The organism is Anaerobranca gottschalkii DSM 13577 (assembly GCF_900111575.1).
Lineage (GTDB): Bacteria > Bacillota > Proteinivoracia > Proteinivoracales > Proteinivoracaceae > Anaerobranca > Anaerobranca gottschalkii.
Map to the genome: position 1 here is coordinate 31,023 of NZ_FOIF01000005.1, position 21,960 is coordinate 52,982.

28 protein-coding genes are annotated in these 21,960 nt (G+C 32.4%); all 28 read left to right on the plus strand.

Going from position 1 to position 21,960, the window contains the following annotated elements; genetic code table 11:
• Positions 1-21 precede the first annotated feature (21 nt).
• The 28 genes from murB (at position 22) to BMX60_RS02765 (ending at position 21,896) form a co-directional block, all read left to right on the plus strand.
• Positions 22-936 carry a UDP-N-acetylmuramate dehydrogenase gene (gene murB, locus BMX60_RS02635; RefSeq protein ID WP_091348875.1) on the plus strand — a complete coding sequence of 305 codons (915 nt, stop codon included), beginning with the start codon at positions 22-24 and terminating at the stop codon, positions 934-936.
• A gap of 4 nt (positions 937-940) precedes the next feature.
• The gene (gene murA, locus BMX60_RS02640; RefSeq protein WP_091348880.1) at positions 941-2,191 is read left to right on the plus strand and encodes a UDP-N-acetylglucosamine 1-carboxyvinyltransferase; all 1,251 of its coding nucleotides are present in this window, start codon (positions 941-943) and stop codon (positions 2,189-2,191) included.
• Between the two features lie 10 nt (positions 2,192-2,201).
• A complete protein-coding gene (locus BMX60_RS02645) occupies positions 2,202-3,014 on the plus strand; it encodes a cell division protein FtsQ/DivIB (RefSeq protein ID WP_177159664.1) in 813 nt (270 codons plus the stop codon).
• Positions 3,015-3,017: 3 nt separating this feature from the next.
• The gene (locus BMX60_RS02650) at positions 3,018-3,740 is read left to right on the plus strand and encodes a DUF881 domain-containing protein (RefSeq protein ID WP_091348885.1); all 723 of its coding nucleotides are present in this window, start codon (positions 3,018-3,020) and stop codon (positions 3,738-3,740) included.
• Between the two features lies 1 nt (position 3,741).
• Positions 3,742-4,086, plus strand: coding sequence for a small basic family protein (locus BMX60_RS02655; protein ID WP_091348889.1), 345 nt, complete (start codon positions 3,742-3,744; stop codon positions 4,084-4,086).
• Between the two features lie 77 nt (positions 4,087-4,163).
• Positions 4,164-5,378, plus strand: a complete 1,215-nt coding sequence (gene ftsA / locus BMX60_RS02660; RefSeq protein WP_177159665.1) for a cell division protein FtsA — start codon at positions 4,164-4,166, stop codon at positions 5,376-5,378.
• An 18-nt stretch (positions 5,379-5,396) separates the two neighbouring features.
• A complete protein-coding gene (gene ftsZ, locus BMX60_RS02665) occupies positions 5,397-6,452 on the plus strand; it encodes a cell division protein FtsZ (protein ID WP_091348895.1) in 1,056 nt (351 codons plus the stop codon).
• Between the two features lie 110 nt (positions 6,453-6,562).
• Entirely contained in the window at positions 6,563-7,423 is an 861-nt protein-coding gene (locus BMX60_RS02670) for a sigma-E processing peptidase SpoIIGA (RefSeq protein WP_091348899.1), read from the plus strand.
• 21 nt (positions 7,424-7,444) lie between these two features.
• Positions 7,445-8,173 (plus strand): RNA polymerase sporulation sigma factor SigE, encoded by a 729-nt coding sequence (sigE, locus tag BMX60_RS02675; RefSeq protein ID WP_091348901.1) that lies wholly within the window; start codon positions 7,445-7,447, stop codon positions 8,171-8,173.
• Positions 8,174-8,327: 154 nt separating this feature from the next.
• Positions 8,328-9,107 carry an RNA polymerase sporulation sigma factor SigG gene (gene sigG / locus BMX60_RS02680; RefSeq protein WP_091348903.1) on the plus strand — a complete coding sequence of 260 codons (780 nt, stop codon included), beginning with the start codon at positions 8,328-8,330 and terminating at the stop codon, positions 9,105-9,107.
• On the plus strand, positions 9,107-9,256 hold the full coding sequence (locus BMX60_RS11990) for a hypothetical protein (protein ID WP_177159666.1): 150 nt from the start codon (positions 9,107-9,109) through the stop codon (positions 9,254-9,256). Before sigG ends, BMX60_RS11990 begins: the two co-directional genes overlap by 1 nt.
• A gap of 390 nt (positions 9,257-9,646) precedes the next feature.
• Entirely contained in the window at positions 9,647-9,916 is a 270-nt protein-coding gene (locus BMX60_RS02685; RefSeq protein WP_091348906.1) for a YlmC/YmxH family sporulation protein, read from the plus strand.
• Between the two features lie 40 nt (positions 9,917-9,956).
• Entirely contained in the window at positions 9,957-10,400 is a 444-nt protein-coding gene (gene nrdR, locus BMX60_RS02690) for a transcriptional regulator NrdR (protein WP_091348908.1), read from the plus strand.
• A 19-nt stretch (positions 10,401-10,419) separates the two neighbouring features.
• On the plus strand, positions 10,420-11,349 hold the full coding sequence (locus tag BMX60_RS02695) for a biotin/lipoyl attachment domain-containing protein (RefSeq protein ID WP_091348910.1): 930 nt from the start codon (positions 10,420-10,422) through the stop codon (positions 11,347-11,349).
• Between the two features lie 11 nt (positions 11,350-11,360).
• Positions 11,361-12,008 carry a YggS family pyridoxal phosphate-dependent enzyme gene (locus tag BMX60_RS02700; RefSeq protein WP_091348912.1) on the plus strand — a complete coding sequence of 216 codons (648 nt, stop codon included), beginning with the start codon at positions 11,361-11,363 and terminating at the stop codon, positions 12,006-12,008.
• Between the two features lie 26 nt (positions 12,009-12,034).
• The gene (locus BMX60_RS02705) at positions 12,035-12,319 is read left to right on the plus strand and encodes a YggT family protein (RefSeq protein WP_091348915.1); all 285 of its coding nucleotides are present in this window, start codon (positions 12,035-12,037) and stop codon (positions 12,317-12,319) included.
• The gene (locus BMX60_RS02710; RefSeq protein WP_091348916.1) at positions 12,319-13,101 is read left to right on the plus strand and encodes a YlmH family RNA-binding protein; all 783 of its coding nucleotides are present in this window, start codon (positions 12,319-12,321) and stop codon (positions 13,099-13,101) included. Before BMX60_RS02705 ends, BMX60_RS02710 begins: the two co-directional genes overlap by 1 nt.
• A 104-nt stretch (positions 13,102-13,205) precedes the next feature.
• Positions 13,206-13,685 (plus strand): DivIVA domain-containing protein, encoded by a 480-nt coding sequence (locus BMX60_RS02715; RefSeq protein ID WP_091348918.1) that lies wholly within the window; start codon positions 13,206-13,208, stop codon positions 13,683-13,685.
• Entirely contained in the window at positions 13,672-14,091 is a 420-nt protein-coding gene (locus BMX60_RS02720; RefSeq protein ID WP_091348920.1) for a nucleoside recognition domain-containing protein, read from the plus strand. The genes BMX60_RS02715 and BMX60_RS02720 overlap by 14 nt, the downstream gene beginning before the upstream one ends.
• A 12-nt stretch (positions 14,092-14,103) precedes the next feature.
• Complete coding sequence (locus BMX60_RS02725; RefSeq protein ID WP_091348921.1) at positions 14,104-14,541, plus strand: nucleoside recognition domain-containing protein; 438 nt, start codon at positions 14,104-14,106, stop codon at positions 14,539-14,541.
• An 11-nt stretch (positions 14,542-14,552) separates the two neighbouring features.
• Positions 14,553-15,683: a chorismate synthase gene (gene aroC, locus BMX60_RS02730; protein ID WP_091348923.1), complete on the plus strand. Its 1,131-nt coding sequence runs from the start codon at positions 14,553-14,555 to the stop codon at positions 15,681-15,683.
• Positions 15,676-16,731, plus strand: coding sequence for a 3-dehydroquinate synthase (locus tag BMX60_RS02735; RefSeq protein WP_091348925.1), 1,056 nt, complete (start codon positions 15,676-15,678; stop codon positions 16,729-16,731). The genes aroC and BMX60_RS02735 overlap by 8 nt, the downstream gene beginning before the upstream one ends.
• Positions 16,718-18,019, plus strand: coding sequence for a 3-phosphoshikimate 1-carboxyvinyltransferase (aroA, locus tag BMX60_RS02740; RefSeq protein WP_091348926.1), 1,302 nt, complete (start codon positions 16,718-16,720; stop codon positions 18,017-18,019). The genes BMX60_RS02735 and aroA overlap by 14 nt, the downstream gene beginning before the upstream one ends.
• Positions 18,020-18,170: 151 nt before the next feature.
• Positions 18,171-18,410, plus strand: a complete 240-nt coding sequence (locus tag BMX60_RS02745; RefSeq protein WP_091349008.1) for a DUF5665 domain-containing protein — start codon at positions 18,171-18,173, stop codon at positions 18,408-18,410.
• 4 nt (positions 18,411-18,414) lie between these two features.
• On the plus strand, positions 18,415-19,032 hold the full coding sequence (locus BMX60_RS02750) for a TraR/DksA C4-type zinc finger protein (protein WP_091348928.1): 618 nt from the start codon (positions 18,415-18,417) through the stop codon (positions 19,030-19,032).
• Positions 19,033-19,107: 75 nt separating this feature from the next.
• Positions 19,108-19,566 (plus strand): signal peptidase II, encoded by a 459-nt coding sequence (gene lspA, locus BMX60_RS02755; protein ID WP_091348930.1) that lies wholly within the window; start codon positions 19,108-19,110, stop codon positions 19,564-19,566.
• A gap of 7 nt (positions 19,567-19,573) precedes the next feature.
• Positions 19,574-20,488, plus strand: a complete 915-nt coding sequence (locus BMX60_RS02760; protein WP_091348931.1) for an RluA family pseudouridine synthase — start codon at positions 19,574-19,576, stop codon at positions 20,486-20,488.
• 187 nt (positions 20,489-20,675) lie between these two features.
• Positions 20,676-21,896: a uracil-xanthine permease family protein gene (locus BMX60_RS02765; RefSeq protein ID WP_091348933.1), complete on the plus strand. Its 1,221-nt coding sequence runs from the start codon at positions 20,676-20,678 to the stop codon at positions 21,894-21,896.
• Positions 21,897-21,960: the final 64 nt, after the last annotated feature.

Sequence of the window (21,960 nt, forward strand, 5' to 3'; positions counted from 1 at the left end):
ACCAGAAGGGAATTGATGTAAATGCTAGAAGAACTTTTAAAAATAACGGTAAATGTAAAAACTGCTGAACCACTAAGTAAACATACCACTATTAAAATTGGAGGGAATGGGGATTTTCTTGTCATAGCCCAAAATTTACAAGAAATCGTAAAGTTAGTTACTTTAGCTAAGGAAAGAAATCAGCCTTTACTAATAATAGGAAATGGTTCAAATCTTTTAGTAAGTGATGAAGGGGTTAGAGGTATAGTATTAAAAATTCTAAACAGTAAGAGTAAAATTTCAGTGGATAATCAGAGTATTACTGTTTTTAGTGGTATTCCACTATCTAAGTTAATTTTTTGGGCTATAAGTAATGGATATAGTGGTATAGAAGAGTTGATTGGTATTCCAGGAACCCTTGGAGGCTCTGTAGTTATGAATGCCGGTGCTATGGGTCGAGAAATAGGTGAATTAGTTCAATGGGTTAAAGTATTAGATATTGATAACTTAGAAATTTATAATTTAAAAAAAGATGACTTAAATTTTTCTTATAGAAAATCTTCTTTACAAAGAAAAAACTTAGTGGTTTTAGAAGTAAATTTATCCCTATGGCAAGAAAATCCTAAATATTTACAGCAAAGAGTAAAAGAAATATTAAAAGTTAGAAAAGCTAATCAACCCATCAATTACCCTAATGCTGGTAGCATATTCAAAAACCCCCCTAACTTCAGTGCGGGAAAACTTATAGAAGAAGTGGGATTAAAAGGTTATAGAATAGGGGATGCACAAATATCAACAAAACACGGTAATTTTATTGTTAATTTAGGAAAAGCAAAGGCTGTTGAAGTAATGGCACTAATTAACTTAGCGAGGAAAGAAGTATTTACTAATTTTGGAATTAAACTAGAGCCTGAGGTTAAAATTATAGGTGGGGGGTTAAATTTAGAGGAGGTTTAACCCCATGGAAAAATTGGTAATCAAAGGAGGAAATCCTTTAAAAGGAGAAGTAAATATTCAAGGGGCAAAAAATTCTGTTCTTCCAATACTTGCCGCTTCACTATTATGTGAAGGTCAATGTATAATTCATAATGTACCCATAATAACAGATGTAGATATGATGTTAGAAATTTTACGGAGTTTAGGGGTAATTTGCGAAAGACAAGGACATACTTTAATTGTTGATAGTAGTAAAGCCAATAGATATGAAATCGATGATAAATTAATGCGGTCAATGAGATCTTCCATTTTTTTACTAGGAGCCCTGTTAGGTAGATTTAATAATGCCTTAGTATCCCGACCTGGTGGTTGTGATATTGGGGAAAGGACCACTGATTTACATGAAAAAGGTCTTAAAAGTTTAGGTGCCCAGTTTGGAGAAAAAGGCTATATAGTAAAAGCACCTAATGGTCTCAAAGGAGCAGAAATATATCTAGATTATCCAAGTGTTGGTGCTACTGAAAATATTATGTTAGCAGCATGTAAAGCAAAGGGAGTAACGGTAATAAAAAATGCTGCTAGAGAACCTGAAATTGTAGATTTACAAATGTTTTTAAATAAAATGGGAGCTAAAATTTCTGGAGCAGGTACAGCAGAAATAAGGATTAATGGTGTAGATAAACTTCATGGCTGTGAACATAGAATTATACCAGATAGAATTGTAGCTGGGACTGTCCTAATGGCTACGGCTATGACCAATGGTGAAGTTTTATTAAAGGATGTTATACCAGAACATTTGGAACTAATTATTATAAAGTTAAGGGAAATGGGAGCTAAAATAACCGTTGGAGAAAATGAAATAATGATAAAGGGAACTTCCCCCCTTAAACCTGTGGATATTAGAACTGCTCCTTATCCAGGATTTCCAACAGATATGCAGCCAATTATGATGATAGGTTTAGCTATGGCGGAAGGAACAAGTATAGTTACAGAAAATGTCTTTGATGCTAGGTTTAAACATGTGGGGGAATTTAGAAGAATGGGAGCAGATATAAAAATTAGTAATAAAACTGCTGTAATTAAAGGTGTTAAAAGACTTATAGGAACTTATGTAGAAGCCACAGATTTAAGGGCTGGAGCAGCTTTAGTTATAGGTGGTTTAGCTGGGGAAAATACTACTATAATTGAAAAAGTAGAGCATATAGATAGGGGATATGAAAAAATTGAAGAATTATTTAGAGGTCTTGGTGGAAATATTATAAGAATAAAGGAGTGAGGGGATTAATTTGAAAATAAAGGTTGAAAGAAGTAATAGTGTTTATAGAAAAAATGTCATAGATTTTTCCAAGAGAAAACGGGATTTATCCCATATTCAAAAACCTAAAAAACTTCCCTCCCGAAAATTTAATTTTAGAATAAATAAAAGTATTTATTTAGTTCTGCTAATATTATTACTATCTTCAAGTGTTTATATATTTTTAAATTCCCAGTATGCTATTTTAGAAAATGTTTTTATTACAGGGAATTTCTTGCTAGATAAGCAGGAAATTCTCCTTAAATTACCTCAGGAGGGACAAGCTAATTTCTTTAAAACTTCCAAGAAGGATTATATACAACCTTTAATGGATAACCCTTGGATTAAAGAAGTTAATGTGGTTAAAGATTATTTTTCAAGGTCTGTACATGTGGAAATAACTGAAAGAAGGCCATTGTTTAGAACTATCGAAAATTCAGTGATTAGTATTATAGATGAGGAAGGATATCTTTTACCTAATCTACCTGGTTTGTTTTCTGTTAATGTTCCTTTTATTATAGGAAACCATGATCAAAAAGAATTGAATTATTTAGTTAGTCATGTAAAAGAACTTCCTGACCACTTTTTATATTTGTTATCTGAAATCAATGTAGAAAATTTAAATTCAATTTATTTGTATACGGTAGATGGTTTTATAATACGGGTTGGAGTTATTTCCAATTTAACTAATCAAAGGACAGAAGAAATAATCAAAATAATTAATTTGCAAAAGGATAATGGTAAAAGAGGTATTATTGACATTAGGGGACAAAATATAATATTTGAAGAAATATTGGAGGGATAAACCTTGGGAAACAAAGATAAGTCTACCGTTGCATTAACATTAATTTGTCTCGTTTTGGGCTTTATGTTGGCAGTTAATTTTAGAACTCAACAAGGTGTAGAACAGCATTTAGGAGTTAGGGAAACTGAATTGAGAAATAAGGTTATTGAGTTAGTAACTAAAAATCAAAGTCTAGAAAGTCAAATTAAAGAATTAGAGGATTTATTGAATCAATATCGTAGCAAAGCTGCAGCTGGTGAAAGTCCGTCTGAGCTTTTAAAACAAGAATTAGAAAACTTACAAGTTTTAGCTGGCCTTACCGATGTCTATGGAGAAGGGGTAATTGTAACAGTTAACGACTCTACCAAAGAAAGAAGACAATATGATGATCCTAATCTCTTTATAGTCCATGATGAAGATTTATTAAAAATAGTAAATGTTTTAAAAGCAGCAGGGGCGGAAGCAATAGCAATAAATGGTTTAAGGCTTACTGCTTTTAGTGAAATAACCTGTGCAGGTCCTGTTATTTTAGTAAATGGTACACGGTTAGCTCCACCTTATGTAATAAAGGCTATTGGCAATAAAAACACTCTACAAGCATCTTTAAACATGAGAGGGGGAATAGTGGAGAATTTAAGGTTTTGGGGGATAGAAATTGATGTGGAATTATCAGATGAAATTCATATTCCTTCTTTTAAGGGGAGAGTAGAATTGCAATATATAAAAACTAATAAAGGAGGTGAATAGTTTGTTACTACCTCTTTTTGGATTACTAGTCGGATTATTTATAGGTTGGATATCTTCTATTTCCCTTCCTTTAGAATATGCCCATTATCTATCTATAGCTTTGTTGGCAGCCCTAGATTCAATTTTTGGTGGAGTTAGAGCTTATTTAGAAAAAAACTATGATAATTATGTTTTCATCTCTGGTTTTTTTGGTAATATTATCTTAGCAGCATTATTGGTAAATTTAGGTGAAAGATTTGGGGTTGATTTATATTTAGCGGCAATTTTTGCTTTTGGTGTAAGGTTATTCCAAAATCTTGCTATTATGAGGAGAATTATTTTAAATAAATTTTTCTTAAAAAAATAGCAAAATAAAGAGGAAAATAAGCAATCTATGTTGAATTTAATATATGTTAACTTTATTTACCTGGGGAGGTGAACAGTTTGCCGCAAAAAAGAATTATTACAAGCTTAGATATAGGAACATCAACTACAAAAGTTATAGTGGGAGAACAAGACAGAGATGGCAATGTGAATATTATTGGGATTGGTCAAAGTAAATCCCTGGGTTTGAGGAAGGGTACCATTGTTGATCTTGATAGTACTGTAAAATCTATCGTAGAAGCAGTAGAACAAGCAGAAAGAATGATAGGAATTCAAATTTCTTCTGTATTTGTTGGTATCCCCGCAGCTCACGTACAGATGTTAAAAAACCGAGGTGTAGTGGCCGTTTCCGGTGAAGATAAAGAAATTACTGAATATGATTACGAAAGAGTTCTGCAAGCAGCTAAAGTTGTTGCAATTCCACCGGAAAGAGAAATCATTCAGACTATTCCATTAAACTTTATAGTTGATGGCTATGATGGAATTAAAGATCCAGTGGGAATGATAGGTGTAAGATTAGAAGTAGAAGCTTTAATCTTAACTGCTACTTCCACTGTTTTAAGAAATATTAAAAAATGTATTGAAAGAGCAGGACTTACTGTTGAAAATTTCATTTTAAATTCTTTAGCCACCGGTGAAGTGGCATTGTCTGCGGATGAAAAAGAGCTAGGGTCAATTTTGGTAGATATTGGAGGGGGAACTACCGAAGTAGCTATTTTTCAAAACTCAAACTTAGTGGATAAAATAGTTTTACCTATCGGTGGAGAGCACATCACTAGCGATATTTCTAAAGGTTTAAGAATTCCACTGGTGGAAGGAGAAAAAATAAAATTAAGATATGGATCTGCCCTCTATAGGGATGAAGAAAGAAGTTTTGAAATAACAACTGTAGGAAAAGAAAAAGTAAGTGTTAGTACTCAGAAATTAACAGATATCATCGAACCAAGGGTACAAGAGATTTTTTACTTAATTAAAAAAGAACTGTTAAAACTAGGTTATAGTGAAGTGTTACCTGGTGGAATTGTATTAACGGGTGGAGTGGCTACTTTACCAGGAATTGCTGAAGTGGCCCAAGCCCAATTAGGTGGTAATGTAAGGATTTATCAACCTCAATTTATTGGAGTTGCTGATCCCTCATTCTCAACTGGTACTGGCATAATTGAGTATGTTGTTAATAATAGTTTACAGACTTCTGCACCAGTTAAATCAAACAAGGTGATAGGATTCGGATTGTTGGCAAAGTTAAAGGAATTATTCAACGACTTTTTTCGTTAGATCTAGGAGGGAAATTTTATGTTTGAGTTTGATTTTGATATGGAGCAATTTGCCCATATAAAAGTAATTGGAGTTGGTGGTGGGGGCAGTAATGCTGTCAATAGAATGATCAGTTCTGGTTTAAAAGGTGTAGACTTTATCGTTGCAAATACTGATGCACAAGCCTTACATAATTCCCAAGCTGATGTAAAAATCCAATTGGGAGATAAAATAACAAAAGGTTTAGGTGCAGGGGCAAATCCTGAAATTGGTCGTCAATCAGCTGAGGAGACTAGAGAAGAGATAGCTAAAGCTTTAAAAGGTGCTGATATGGTTTTTGTCACTGCTGGTATGGGTGGTGGTACTGGTACTGGTGCTGCACCTATCATTGCTGAAATTGCCAAAGAACAGGGAGCTTTAACTGTTGGTGTTGTCACAAAACCCTTTAGTTTTGAGGGTAGAAAAAGACAGGGATTTGCCGAAAAAGGTATTGAAAACTTAAAAGAAAAAGTTGACACGTTAATAGTTATCCCCAACGACCGCTTACTTCAAGTTACTGATAAAAATGTAACTATGTTAGAAGCCTTTAAGATTGCTGATGATGTATTATTACAAGGTGTAAAAGGTATATCTGACTTAATTGCAGTACCGGGTTTAATTAATTTGGACTTTGCAGATGTTAAGACAATAATGAAAGAAACCGGTTCTGCTCTAATGGGCATTGGTATAGCTTCAGGTGAAAATAGGGCTAGTGTAGCGGCTAATCAAGCAGTATCCAGTCCTCTGTTAGAAACATCAATTAATGGTGCAAAAGGTGTATTATTAAACATTTCTGGTGGAACTAATCTAGGCCTTCATGAAGTACAAGAAGCAGCAGCTGTAGTAGAAAAATATGTTGATGCTGATGCAAATATTATCTTTGGTGCTGTTATTGATGAATCAATGGGAGATGAAATAAAAGTTACTGTTATAGCTACTGGCTTTGATGCACCTAAGGCAGATAAAACTAAATATATTTCAGAATTGGAAGTGGAATCCTTTGATGGAGAGGATTTTGATATACCAGCCTTTTTAAGAAAAAGAATGTCTAAATAAAGAAAGACACAGGAAAATAAAAAAATTTTCCTGTGTCTTTTTTATTCTCCTCCATATTATGACAATTTTTGCAGCTTACTTATGTTAAGATATAAATAGGGGGGAGGAGAATGAAAATATATTTAGATTTAACCTTTATCGTAAATTTTTTGTTATGTCTAATTATATTTATATTACATGACTTAGTTTATTCCCATAAAACACCATTAAAAAGAAAAATTTTCGCATCTTTATTTGGCTCAGCATATAGTATTTTTTTAGTCCTTTATCCAAAATTTTTTGCACATGTTTTTGTTAAGGTAATTTTTTTCCTATTATTAGGTTTTATCGCCTTTCCCGTTGATAATTTAATGATTTTTTTAAAAAAGATAGTAACCTTATTTGTTATTTCTTTTTTAGGTGCAGGGGTATTGTACTGGATTATGATTGAAAATATAGGTTTTATTTCTATAATTAACCCAATAATTTCTGTAAGGGAAGTTACAAAAATTATTCTTTTTTTCTCAGGATTAGTCATATTTATCCCCCTTACTAGAATATTTATACTAAATGTGAAGAATATTTTTAACAACAAAAAGATGTATTATTACTTGGAAATATATGTTGGAAATGAAAAAGTAAAAGTTCGCGGCTTTTTAGATACCGGCAACTCAATTTATGACCCATTAACCAAGTTGCCTGTAATTATTGTTAATGCTGTATCAATAAAAAAATTATTAGGTCCTGAGTGGAGTAAATGGCTGGAAACAGGTGATATTTGGGAGGTGCCGATGGAAACCCAATTAAAAGTAACCTTAATACCTTTCAAGTCTATGGGAGGTGAAGAGTTATTGGTAACCATAAGGGCAGATAAAGTTAAGTTGTTGGGAGAAAAAAATGATGAGGTTAATTGTTTAATTGGTTTAAATCCAGATATGTCACGGATGTATCCTGGAGTAGATGCATTATTACACCCAGCTGTAATATTTTAGTGAAGGAGAGGGGTATCTATCATGAGTTTTTTTGCAAAACTAAAATTAGAGTTACGATTATTGTATGTTAAAATTTTAAAGGTATTGAAATTAGAGAGGAGTTATATTTACTTTGTAGGTAGTACAGAAGCTTTACCACCTCCATTATCTAATGACGAAGAATCATATTTAATGGAAAAACTTCAAAAAGGTGACGAGGGCGTTAAACGGTTATTAATTGAACATAATTTAAGACTTGTTGTATACATAGCTAGGAAATTTGAAAATACTGGAGTAAATATCGAAGATTTGGTTTCAATAGGTACTATTGGTTTAATTAAAGCTGTAAATACCTTTGATCCTTCAAAGAAAATTAAACTTGCAACATATGGCTCTAAATGTATTGAAAACGAAATACTTATGTTTTTGAGGAGAAATAATAAGTTAAAAGCAGAGGTTTCCTTTGATGAACCTTTAAATATAGATTGGGATGGTAATGAGTTACTTTTATCAGATGTACTAGGGACAGAACCAGATATTGTTCATAAAGATTTAGAACAAGAAATTAATCGAAACTTATTACAAAAGGCAATGACTAAACTTTCAAAAAGGGAACAAAAAATAATGATTTTAAGATTTGGTTTACATGATGGCAATATTCGAACCCAAAAAGATGTAGCAGAAATCTTAGGTATTTCCCAATCCTATATTTCAAGGTTAGAAAAGAAGATTATCAAACGATTGAAAAAAGAAATAAGCAAAATGGAGTAATAATGGTAAGGTTTTCCTTACCATTATACTTTTTTAAAATAAATGTTTTTTAATTGAAATTCTGGTAACAATATTAAATAGACAAAGAAAAAGACTAGTATATTTCTTTTATTCTAGGAAATAATTTATTTAACACAATCTAGGAGGGCTAGCCGTGATAAATAAAGTAGAAATTTGTGGAGTAAATACAGCTAAATTACCTGTCTTAAAAAATGCAGAGATGAAAGAATTATTTATCCGGTTACAACAGGGGGACCAGGAGGCAAGGGAAAAATTAGTCAATGGAAACCTTCGGTTAGTCTTAAGTGTAATCCAAAGGTTTAATAATAGAGGAGAATGTGTAGACGATTTATTTCAAGTAGGATGTATTGGTTTAATCAAAGCTATAGATAACTTTGATTTAAACCAAAATGTCAAATTTTCAACTTATGCAGTACCAATGATCATAGGTGAAATCAGAAGATATTTAAGGGATAATAATCCAATTAGAGTTAGCAGATCTTTAAGGGATATTGCTTATAAAGCATTACAAGTTAGGGATGGTTTAATAAATAAATTAGATCGTGAACCTACAGTAGCGGAAATTGCCGACGAACTTGAGATAAATAGGGAAGAAGTGGTTTTTGCTTTAGATGCTATTCAAGAACCGGTATCTCTTTTTGAACCTATTTATCACGATGGAGGAGAACCAATATTTGTTATGGATCAAATCAGGGACAACAAGGAAGTAGATGGTAATTGGATAGAAGAAATAGCTATTAACGAAGCACTAACTAGGTTAAATGAAAGGGAAAAGAAAATATTAACCCTCAGATTTTTTGAAGGGAAAACTCAGATGGAAGTTGCTGAAGAAATAGGAATTTCTCAAGCCCAAGTATCTCGGCTAGAAAAGGTAGCCTTAAATCACTTAAAAAAATATGTGAGGGATGAATAATGAAAATATTATGCTGTATTATAATGATCTTTAACTTCCTTTGTTATTCGCCTATGCTAGATATTGAAGATGATTATGCTATTGAAGCATACAATCAAAATAATCTTTATATAAGGGAAAATTATATAAATGTAATTAGAAAATTTTAGACCAGCCAAGGGGCTGGTTTCAGTTTGTAGACAAAGTCATTTTTTAAAGGCTGTGGTAATTAAACATTCTAACAAAGTCTCCGTCGAGATTTAAGGCTTCTATCTAAAAGGAAGAAGGGTACCGCTCTAATTCGCCGTCCATGGCTCAATAGAGCTTTCGGAACGTCCTGTTCCTCACCCCTTCTTCCTTTTATCTAATCAGCTCTTAAATCTATCTCCTCGACTTAATCGTATCTTTGTTTAATTACCACAGTTGATGATGACTTTGTCTATAGTTTGTCTTCAGTCTGAGACCAGCTAAGGGGCTGGTTTTTATTTTAATGAGAAAGTTAAATTAAATTCTATGTTGAAAAATTTCCGCATATATCTTCATAGAGGGGAGTGATAAAAATGAGGATATCTGATCTTAGAAATAAAGAAATTCTAAATTTTAGTGAAGGATTGTTGATAGGTCATTTTGATGATTTAGAAATAGATTTAGAAAAAGGCATCATTAAATCTTTAATAATTTCTGGGAGGCGGGGTTTTTTGGTTTTTTTTACTGATGAACCAGATATCATCATACCTTGGAATAAAATTATTAAAATAGGTCATGATGTAATTATTGTTGATCTTAGTTTAAATAATGAAAAAAACTTTAAAATTGAAGTAGAAAAGTGATATAATAAATTGTAGAAAATTAGAAAATGGAGGAAATTCTATGAGATGTCCATTTTGCCAAAATAGCGATACTAAAGTCTTAGATTCCCGTCCTAATGAAGATAAAACGGCTATAAGAAGGCGGAGGGAATGTTTAGAGTGTTTTAAACGTTTTACAACCTTTGAAAAAATTGAAGAAGCGCCGGTAGTAGTTGTAAAAAGGGATGGGAGAAAAGAGCTTTTTAATAGATCTAAAATTATTAGAGGATTAACTAGGGCAACGGAAAAAAGGAATATTTCTTTTACTGAATTAGAAAAATTAGTTGATAATATAGAAAAAGATTTAGCTAATAGGTTAGTGACTGAAATAACATCAAAAGAGATTGGAGAAATGGTTTTAGTTAGGTTGAGAAAGTTAGATGAGGTTGCTTATGTAAGGTTCGCCTCTGTATATAAAGATTTTAAAGATATTGAGGCATTTAAAAAGGAACTTTCTAAATTATAGTGATATAGGGGGTATTAATATGGTCAAAAAGTACCCTAATAAAAATTTCAGGGTATTAAAAGGAGGGGTTGAAGGGAAGACAAGCAAAATAAACTTTAAAAAATGGATTTTTTTAATAGGGATAGGTGTTATAGCCTTTTTTATAATTGCTCATGTAGCAAATAATTTAAGGGATTATATCACTGCAAAATTATTAGAAATTGAAGTTGTGGAAATTAAAAGTATGGAGCAAGGAATCCACGGCATAGGCTTTTTTCTTAGGGAAGAAAAAGTTTTAAGAGGTGTTAATAAAAGCCAATTATCTCTTCCACCATATACAAGGATTAGAAAAGGTCAAAATCTCTTTGGTGATTATCTTGCCCCTATTGCTGGTTTAATTGTTTATAATATAGATGGTTACGAAAGTTTTGAGGTTAATGACCAAAATTTATTAAATGTTTTTAAAGATATAGATGGAAATTATAAAGAAGTGGTTCAGAGTAGTGAAGGAATAAAGATTGTAAATAATTATCAAACTGATATAATGGTTAAAATAGATAGGGAATATGGAGAGTTGCTCCATGGCTTATCAAGGGTTAGAGTGCGATTAGGAAATGAAGAGATAAGCCAAATTTTATTTGTAGATGTAAAGGGAATGGAACAACACAATGATTATTATCTTATCCACTTGTTTTCCGATGAATTAAAAGATGATTTTATTGCTCTAAGGTTTTCCGATGTGTTTTTTATTTTAGATACCATAACAGGTATACCCTTACCTCAAAGTGCGATAGTTATTAAAGAAGGTAAACCTGGAGTTTATGTTCTTCAACGGAATAGAGTAGTGTTTTGGGAAATTGCTAAAATTAAGGAAGAAGGTGGAAAGGTTTGGGTTGTAGGACTTAGGGATAATCAACAGGTAATTTTAAATCCCAATATAGTTAAAGAAGGGCAATGGATTAAGTTTTAGGAGTGAAAAAAATGGTATTGGAAAACTATTTAAAAGTACAAGAAAAGATTAAAAAACGTACCTCAAACAATGTTCTTATCCTTCCAGTATCAAAAACGGCAACTTTAGAACAAATGGAAGAACTATATAAAAATGGTATAACAACCTTTGCTGAAAATCGTGTGGAAGGATTTTTTCAAAAACAAAAGAGTTTTCCTAATTGTAGTTGGCATATGATAGGTAATATCCAATCTAGAAAAGTAAAAGATATAGTGGGAAACTTCTCATTAATCCATTCTTTACATAGGGAAAAAATTGCATTAGAAATAGACAAATACTCTAGAGGAAAAGAAATAATAACTAATTGTTTAGTACAAGTTAATATTTCAAAAGAAGACACTAAATCTGGTTTATATAAAGATGAAGTAGAGGATTTTTTGATATTTGTATCTAAACTCCCAGGGGTTAATGTTCAGGGGTTGATGACAATGGCTCCCTTTACAGAAAATCCTGAAGAAGTTCGCTATGTATTTAGAGAGCTGAGGGAGTTACGGGATGGGTTGAGAAATAAGGGTTTTCATAATTTAAAGGAATTATCAATGGGAATGTCCAATGATTATTTAGTAGCAGTGGAAGAAGGAGCTACTATTGTGAGAATAGGAAGTGAAATCTTTAGTTAAATAAAAATGGTAAAGGAGATTGACAAATGATAGGAGTAGTTAACAGACTTTTTGAAGCCTTTTATTGGTTGTTGATTATTAGGATTCTTTTTTCATGGATACCTGTATCCCCTACAAATAGAACTTTATATGAGTTTAAAAGTGTCATTTATAAAATTACTGAATTTTATTTAAGACCTTTTAGAAATTTAATCCCCCCAATAGGTTCTGGTGGAGCATATATTGATATTTCTCCAATCATAGGTTTTATTGCTTTAAATTTTATTAGACAGATTGTGATTGGTATTTTGAGGAATATAGGAGGATTTTAATGGACAGAGAAAAGATATTAAATTTACTCGATAATGATGTGGACAAGATGGCTGTAGCCCATGGCCTTGATTGTGCTCAAATGGCTGCTGATAAAAATATGATAAAAGAAACTAATTTTCTTGACCCTTATCATCAGGAAATTATAACTAAAGCTACAAAGGATATTTTCGGTGTTAGATATATCCTTGAAGGGGGATATCCAGAAAGTGAAAGAAAGAAAATTATTTTCTATCCTGACTTTTTAAAAGCTGAAGATGTTGAAGGTGAAATAGCCTATTTAGAAATAACGGGTGCAGGATTAGAAAAATGTAATCATCGTGATTACTTAGGAGCTATTTTAGGATTAGGACTTAAAAGGGAAAAAATAGGTGATATTATTGTTTTTGATCAAGGTTGTCAAGTAATTGTCAGTCCTGATATTGCTACATTTATACTTGCTAATTTAACAAAGGTAAAAAATGTAACAGTCCAGGTTAAAGAAATATATCCCCATCAATTAAAAATTACTGAGAGTAAAGTAAAAGAAATAACGGGAACAGTAGCATCATTACGGCTAGATGCAGTAGCTAGTTTGGGTTTTGGCATATCTAGGACTAAGGTAGTAGCATTAATTAAAGGAGAAAAAGTCAAAGTTTCCTATAAACCCATAAATAATCCATCTTATACAGTGAAAGAAGGAGAGATTATATCAATACGGGGTAGGGGACGGATTGAAATAGCTGAAGTAGGAAATCTAACTAAAAAAAATAGAATTCACTTAAAGATAAAAAAATATCTCTAATTTTTTTCTACAAGGAAAAGGATTTATAAAATTTAAGTCGAATATTTACTTTAGATAATATTTTATTTATTTGATATTATTAGATTAAATTTGGAGGTGTAGGTATGCCATTAACCCCACTAGATATCCATAATAAAGAATTTTCCCGTTCTTTTAGAGGATATAATGAAGATGAAGTAAATGAGTTTTTAGATAAAATTGTCAGGGATTATGAAAAACTCATTAAAGAGAATCAAGACTTAAATGAAAAAATAAAAGGATTAACCCAAAAGTTAGAACATTATTCAAAAATTGAAGAAACATTACATAATGCCATTGTCGTAGCTCAAGAGACAGCTGAAGAAGTAAAACAAAATGCTAGTAGAGAAGCGGAACTTATTCGAAGAGAAGCAGAAAGGGAAGCTAAAAAAACTATTGATGAAGCGATACTTAAAGCTAGAAAAATACATAATGAAATGGAAGAAATGGCTAAGCAGGTACATGTTTGTAGAACTAGATTTAAAGCCCTTTTAGAAGCCCAGTTGGAAATGTTGACAGCTGATGATTGGACAGATTTGGAGAAAAATCTAAATGAATATAGGTAAAGTACTTGTTAACGGTGGTAAGAACGGCACCGTAGTAATGTGGGAATTAGCCAAGGTGATCATTCCGGTTATCACCTTGGTTAATTTTTTCGAAAAAACTGGGCTGCTACAACATTTTTCTAATTTTCTTCAACCAGCAATGGCTTTATTCTCTTTGCCTGGTGAAGGGGCTTTAGTGTTAATAATCGGTAATTTAACTACAGTGTATGGGGCTGTAGGTGCTATGTTATCTCTAGATTTAACAGTTAAAGAAATAACTATTCTTTCTTCAATGTTAGCCATATGTCATAGTATACTAAGTGAAACGGTTATAGCGAAAAAAGTCGGTTCTCAAGCATGGATTGTCCTTTTTTCTAGGTTAATCATGTCTATCATTGTAGGAATACTCTTAGGAATTATACTTTAGGAGGAATTTTTGATGATCGAAGATTTATTTAATAGTTTTTTAGGTTCCTTAAATTCCCTTTTTCAACTTGCTTTGATAATTTTTCCTTTACTTATTGTTATAGAATTTTTAAAAGAGTATGGGGTTATAGATAAAATAGGGAAGTTTTTTTCTCCTTTAATGAAATGGTTAAAACTCCCCCATGATGCTATTTTGCCAGTTTCTGTAGGCTTTTTAATAGGTTTAACATATGGAGCCGGTGTAATTATAACTGTAGGGAAAGAGAAGGGTTTTTCCACTGTTGATTTAACAAAAATTCTGATACTTGTAGGAATAAGTCACGCTTTGATAGAAGAAACAGTGATATTTGCCGGTGTAGGAGCAAATGCTATAATTGTATTAACAGTACGGGTATTATCCGCTATTATTGCAACTACTCTTTATACCAAATTTATAAGTATTAGTTATTAGAGGTGAAGAAAATGCGTTATCTTACGGCAGGGGAATCACATAATAAAGGGCTTGTGGCTATCCTAGAAGGAATTCCTGCAGGGGTTTCAATTGATGAAAATTATATTAATTTTGAATTATCCCTACGACAAGGTGGCTATGGCAGGGGAGATAGAATGAAGATCGAAAAGGATCGGGTAGAGATAATTTCAGGTGTTAGAATGGGCTATAGTATAGGTAGCCCTATATCTCTCTTTATACCTAATAATGATTGGCAAAACTATAAAGATAAATATCATCAACAAGGATTGGAGTATTATACTCCAAGACCTGGCCACGGAGATTTGCCTGGGGTTTTAAAGTATAATTTTACTGAATGTAGAAATGTTTTAGAAAGGGCAAGTGCTAGAGAAACTGCCGTCAGGGTTGCAGTTGGCAGTATTTGTCAGCAGTTTTTAAGCATTTTTAATATTAAAGTATATTCTTATGTTTTATCTATAGGACCCGTTAAAATACCCCCAAAGGCCGATGATTATACCAAGATATACCAATCACAATTTTATACCCTAGATAAAGATCGGGATGAAGAGTTAATAGAGTTGGTGGATAGGGTTAAAAGGGATGGGGATTCATTAGGTGGGGTAGTAGAAACGGTGATAGAGGGATTACCACCAGGCTTAGGTAATTATATTCAACATGACTTAAAATTAGATGGACTATTAGCTGGAGAAATAATGGCTGTTCCTTCCGTAAAAGGTGTGGAGTTTGGGCTAGGTTTTTCAGGTACTTCTCTTTTAGGTAGTCAATTCCACGACCCAATTGTGCTAAAGGATGGTGTAAAGCGGCTAAAAAACAATGCTGGAGGGATAGAAGGTGGCATGTCTAATGGTGAAAAAATAGTTATTAGATCTGCTATTAAACCGATTCCAACATTGTTAAAGGGAATGGATACTATAAATTTGAAGAATAAAGAGAAATCTAGTACTGATTATCAAAGAAGTGATGTAACCGTTGTACCGGCGGCATCTGTTGTCATTAAAAATGTAGTAGCCTTTGTTATCGCTCAACAATTTCACTTAAAATTTGGTGGAGATCATCTCAACGATACTTTAAAAAGTTATAATAATTATCTAAAGAGAATAGAGGAGATTTTTTATGGATAAAGTAGATGTAATAATAGGGAAAAATAGTTGGTTAAAATTCGAGAACTATAAGAAAAAGTATCATAAGATATTGGTAGTGGTAGATAGTAAAATTACAAACCTTTATCCTCAATATTTAGGGACATTACTTGAAGGGACAAATTATGTAAAATTTTTAATAACTGAGCCTGAAAAGGAGAAAAATTTATCAACTATTGAGGAGTTAACAATAAAAGCATTAGGATTTAATTTAACCCGTTATGATTGTCTTTTAGCTATAGGTGGTGGAGCTATAGGGGATTTAGCTGCTTTCTTTAGTAGTATTTATAAAAGGGGAATAGATTTTTATAATTTTCCGACAACCCTTATTGCACAAGTGGATAGCGCTATTGGTGGTAAAACTGCATTAAATTTTCAGGGGTATAAGAATCAACTAGGTTCTTTTTATTTACCAAGAGGTATATTCGTCGACCCCCAAGTTTTGAAATCTTTAGAAGATGATGATTTTTACGGAGGATTAGGAGAAGTTGCTAAATACGCTTTATTGGAAAAGGAATTTTATGACTGGTTAATTAAAAATTTAGATCTAGTTTTAGAAAAGGATCTAGTCATATTAGAGAAAGTAATCGAGAAATCGATAAAAATTAAAGAAAAATATGTAAAAGGGGATATAAAGGATACTAAAGGCCAGAGGATAGCCTTAAATTTGGGGCATACCTTAGGGCATTTAATTGAAAATCAACATCCTGATTACCTCAATCATGGACTTAGTGTTTTAGTGGGATTAGACTTTGCTCTATACCTTTCCTATAAATTACAAATCCTAAATAAAAGCTCCTACCTTCAAAAGAAATTTTTAATCAATAAATTGTTAAAGGTAGTAGGAGAGTTTAACATCACTAATTATCACTATTTATTGAATAAAGTAGTGACAGATAAAAAAGTTAAAGGGGAAAACCTTCAATTTGTAGCTATAGGTGAAAAGGGTTTTAAAGTTATAACTTTAGATTATCAGCAATTTGAGAATTTAATTTTAGAGTATAGTGGTGATTTTAATGATAGAAATTAAAGGATTACAAAATTTGGTTAAGTATAGTTATCATCCACCTGGGGATAAATCTATTAGTCACAGGGTAGCTATTTTAGGTGCATTATCTAATGATTGGTTAAATATTACTAACTTTTCTCAAGGTAAGGATTGTTTTACTACAATTAGTTGTTTACAGGAAATTGGTATACCCATTGAAGTCGATGGAACAACGGTAAAAATTTATCCTTGGAAAAAATTAAAAAATAAAGTCAATTTAGATTGTGGTAATTCTGGAACTACTGCTAGACTTTTACCTTCAATATTGGGAGGATTAAATATTGAAGGAGTTTTGTTTGGAGATAGCTCCCTAAGCCAAAGGCCAATGGAAAGGGTAATAACTCCACTGAAAAAGTTAGGTGGCATTTTGGAGGGAACTGATGGTAAACTTCCCATAAAGGTTGAGAGGGGCTGGAGGTTGAGGGGTGAGAAGTTGGAATTGCAAATCCCAAGTGCACAAATAAAGTCAGCAATTTTATTAGCAGGTTTATTTGCTTCAAATCCTGTAATAGTTAAAGAAAGTAAAGTAACTAGAAATCATACAGAAATTATGCTTAAGGAGTTCGGTATAAATTTAGAAGTAAAGGAAAGGGAGATAACTATTTATCCCGGGAAACTAGTAAGTCCTAGAGAATACCATGTGGTTGGTGATTTCTCCAGTGCAGCTTATTTCATTGCCTTAGGTCTTCTAAGTAAAGAAGAGATTATTGAAATTAGAGATGTTGGTTTAAATCCTACTAGGACAGCATTTTTAGAAGTTATAACTAAAATGGGGGCTAAAATTCAAATTATAAATGAAAAGGTAATCCATGGAGAGAAAATGGGAGATATAAAAGTTTTTCCCTCTACTTTAAAAGGCATAGAAGTCTCAGAGGATTTGATACCAAACATAATTGATGAGTTGCCCCTTCTAGGGGTATTAGCCTCCTTTGCTCAAGGCACTACCAAAGTTGTTAAAGCAGGGGAATTAAGGGTTAAGGAAAGTGATAGGATAAAGGGTACTGTGGAAAATCTTAAAAAGTTTGGAGTAAATATTATGGAACTGGAAGATGGATTTATCGTTCAAGGTGGAAATAAATTAAGGGGAAGGGAAATATATTGTCATAAAGATCATCGAATAGTGATGGCTATGACAGTAGCTGCTTTATTCAGTGAAGGTAATACTAAAATTTTAGATAGTCAATGGGTAAATATATCTAATGCTCCTTTCTTTAAAGAAATTAAAAAAATTGCTCCAAATTCCATAATAGATTTATCTGTAAGGGATTAAACTTCTTTTTATTTATACAATATTTTTAATTTATAACATATAATTTACTATAATTAGTGTAATACTATTTAGAGATAGGAAGGTGTTTTGTTTGAAAAAAAATAGAGTGGAAAAGGAGTTATTAGAAAAAATAGAAGAATTAAGTTTAAAAATGGAAAGGATGAACTTAGCTGAATATATAGAAATGCTAAATAACCCCAAAAGATACTTAGTTATCAACTTTACTGCTGGGGTGGCAAGGGGTTTTGGAATTGCCGTGGGATTCACTCTATTAGGTGCCCTTGTCATTTATTTATTACAAAGATTAGTGTTATTAAACCTTCCTGTGATTGGTGATTTTATTGCTGAAATAGTAAAACTTGTACAAGATCAGATGCAAGGAGGACGTTGAACTAGTGGAGTTAGATAAATATAAAGAAAAGTTACTAGACCTAAAAGATGAACTAGAAACTAATTCTGTAAATGAAGTGGTCAGTTTTAAAGATAGTATCGGAGAGTTATCTTTAATTGATAATCATCCTGCAGATGTTGGAGATGAATTATTTGAAAGAAGTAAAGATTTAAGTATTAGAGAAAATAATCAGATGCTGTTAGAAAAAGTTAAGAACGCCTTAGATAAAATAGCAAGGGGAACATTTGGTATATGTGATAGCTGTTTAAAGCAAATAGAGAGTGAAAGATTGGAAGCAATTCCATATGCTTCTGAATGTATTAAATGCAACAAAGAAAAGGAAAGGAGTTTTAGAAGAAGGCCGATAGAAGAAGAGGTACTGGGAATTCCTTTTAGCAGAACCTATAATGGTGATCAACAAACTGCCTATGATGGAGAAGACTCTTGGCAAGATGTGGCAAGATACGGCACTTCTGATTCAGGTCAAGATGTCTTAGAAGAATCTAAAGATCTCCCTTATGAGCATTCTGATGAGAGTAGGGGCTTTGTAGAAGAAGTTGAAGAAATATATCAACAGGATTTAGAAGGTCATAAATTTACCAATAGAAAATTTAAAAAATAACTTGCTAGTCAATTAGACAAGCAAGTTATTTTTTGCTAAAATTATTAAGTAATCTAAGATGAATGGAGTGGGGCTATGTTAATACTATTTATCATTATTATAACAATAGTGCTAGATCAATGGACTAAGTATCTAGTATCTAGTCAAATGATTTTAAATCAATCTATTCCTATAATAAATAATTTTTTTCATATAACTTATGTAAGAAATCCAGGTGCAGCATTTGGTATTTTAGCTTATCAGACCACCTTTTTTATAATTATTACAATATTAGTAGTTTTAGTATTGGGATATTACGTATTTAGCCTTAATAAAGATCAAGTTTTACTAAAAGTGGCCTTTGCTCTACAAATCGGTGGAGCTATAGGTAATTTTATTGATAGAATTAGAACTGGTTATGTTGTAGATTTCCTTGATTTTAAAATTTGGTCTCCTGTCTTTAATGTAGCAGATGTTGCTATAGTTCTTGGAGTCTCCCTTTTTGCTTTACAAGTGGTAACTGAAGTAATTAAAGATAAAAAGGCAGAGGTGTAAAAAAAGTATGATCTATGAAACCCTAGAAATAGAAGCAACAGAAAAGGTTAGAATTGATGTTTTTTTAGCAAAGCAAATTGAGGGTGTATCTAGATCACAGATACAAAAAATTATTGCTAACAATTCTTGTTTAGTTAATAACAAAGTAATAACTAAAGCTAACTACCAGTTATCAGAAGGGGATATAATAACCATTTTACCTCAAGAAGTAGAAGTTACTGATGTCCTTCCAGAACCTATTCCTTTAGATATAGTATACCAAGATGAAAGTATAGCGGTAATTAATAAACCTCAAGGAATGGTGGTTCATCCTGCTCCGGGACATAATTCAGGAACTTTAGTTAATGCCTTATTGTATCACTTAAAGGATTTATCTACTATTGGCGGCGTAAAACGGCCAGGAATAGTTCATCGTTTAGATAAAGATACTTCAGGACTCTTAGTAGTTGCTAAAAATGATCAAGCTCATCAGGAACTTTCTCAGCAAATGCAAAATAGAACTACTAAAAAAATTTATTGGGCAGTTGCTGAAGGAGTTATTAAAGAGGACAATGGAATAATTGATGCTCCAATTGCTAGGCATCCAGTAGATAGACAGAAAATGGCTGTAGTAACCCATGGAAAATTTAGAGAAGCTAGGACTTATTTTAGAGTACTTGAGCGTTATAAAAACCATACATTGGTGGAATTAAAACTTGAGACAGGAAGAACCCATCAAATTCGGGTACATTTAAACTATATCGGTCATCCCATTGTAGGGGATCCTCTATACGGCTATAAAAAACAAAAGTTTAAGAATGATGGCCAAATCCTTCATGCCAAAATTTTAGGAATAAACCATCCAGTTACAGGACAGTGGATGGAATGGGAAATTGACTTACCACCTTACTTTAAAAATATTTTAAGAAAAGTTATTGAATAAAATTTAAATTCGTGGTATTATTTACATAAGCCTTTAAACTAATCCGGGAGATTAGTAAGGAGTGAAACCTATAAGTTATTTTATTTAGGTATTTTACTTCTTGCTAAGCAAGAAGTTTTTTTATGCCTAAAGTTAAACAACTTATAGGCTCCTTTAGGCTAATTCAAAACCTAAGGAGGAAAAAGAAATGGAAAGAAAATCAAACTTATCAGTACTTCAAATTATTCCTTTATCTTTCCAACATGTTTTTGCTATGTTTGGAGCGACAATTTTGGTGCCTTATTTAACGGGATTAGATCCTTTAGTGGCACTGTTCACTTCAGGTTTAGGTACAATCTTGTTTGCAATAGTTACCAAAGGTAGAGTACCTGCTTACTTAGGTTCATCCTTTGCTTTTATACCACCACTAATTTATGTAGTATCAAATTATTCTGTTCCAATTGCTATGGGTGGTGTAGTGGTAGCTGGTCTTATTTATTTGTTTTTTTCTGTAATGATTAAGTTTTCTGGGGTAAACTTCATAAAAAAAGCTGTTCCGCCAGTAGTTGTTGGACCTGTTATTATTTCCATAGGTTTATCTTTAGCTGGAGTGGCTGGAGATATGGCTTCTGCCAATTTGCCCATTGCTTTTATAACTTTAGCAATAGTAATAATCTTTACTGTGTTTGGTAAGGGGATGTTTAAAGTAGTCCCAATACTAATGGGAATTGTAGGTGGTTATTTAATATCCTTAGCTCTCCACCTTTTCACTGATATAAGTGTTTTTGATCCTCAGCGTTTAGCGGAATTTTCTGAAGCCAGTTGGATGCCAGCGATACCTAATTTTGTAATACCTCAATTTAATCTTTCAGCAATTTTACTAATTGCCCCTATTGCAGTGGTAACTTTAGTGGAACATTTAGGTGATATATTGGCCATAGGTAAGACCGTTGATGAAGATTTTGTCAGTGATCCTGGGCTACACAGGACAATTGCAGGAGATGGTATTGCAACATTATTTGCCGGAATCGGTGGACCACCTAATACCACGTATGGAGAAAATATCGGGGTTTTGGCCATTAGTAAGGTAAAAGACCCAATAGTTGTACAAGTAGCAGCATGTATTGTTCTAATGCTAAGTTTTTTACCTAAATTTGGAGCTTTAATTGGGACAATACCAGTAGCGGTTATGGGAGGTATTGTGGTACTTCTCTTCGGTATGATTTCATCGGTAGGAATTAGGACATTAGTAGATGCTAAAATAGATTTAACAAATACTAGAAATTTAATTATAGTATCAACAATACTAATATTTTCTTTAAGTGGTATAGGTATCAACATTTACAAATTTACCTTTGAAGGAATCGGCCTTGGCGCAATAATAGGAATAATATTAAATGCAATTTTACCAGAAAAATTAGGTGCATAAAAAAGCACCTAATTTTTCTTTCCCTTTATTTATGTTAAAATAGAGGGGAGAAAAAGGGGAGGTG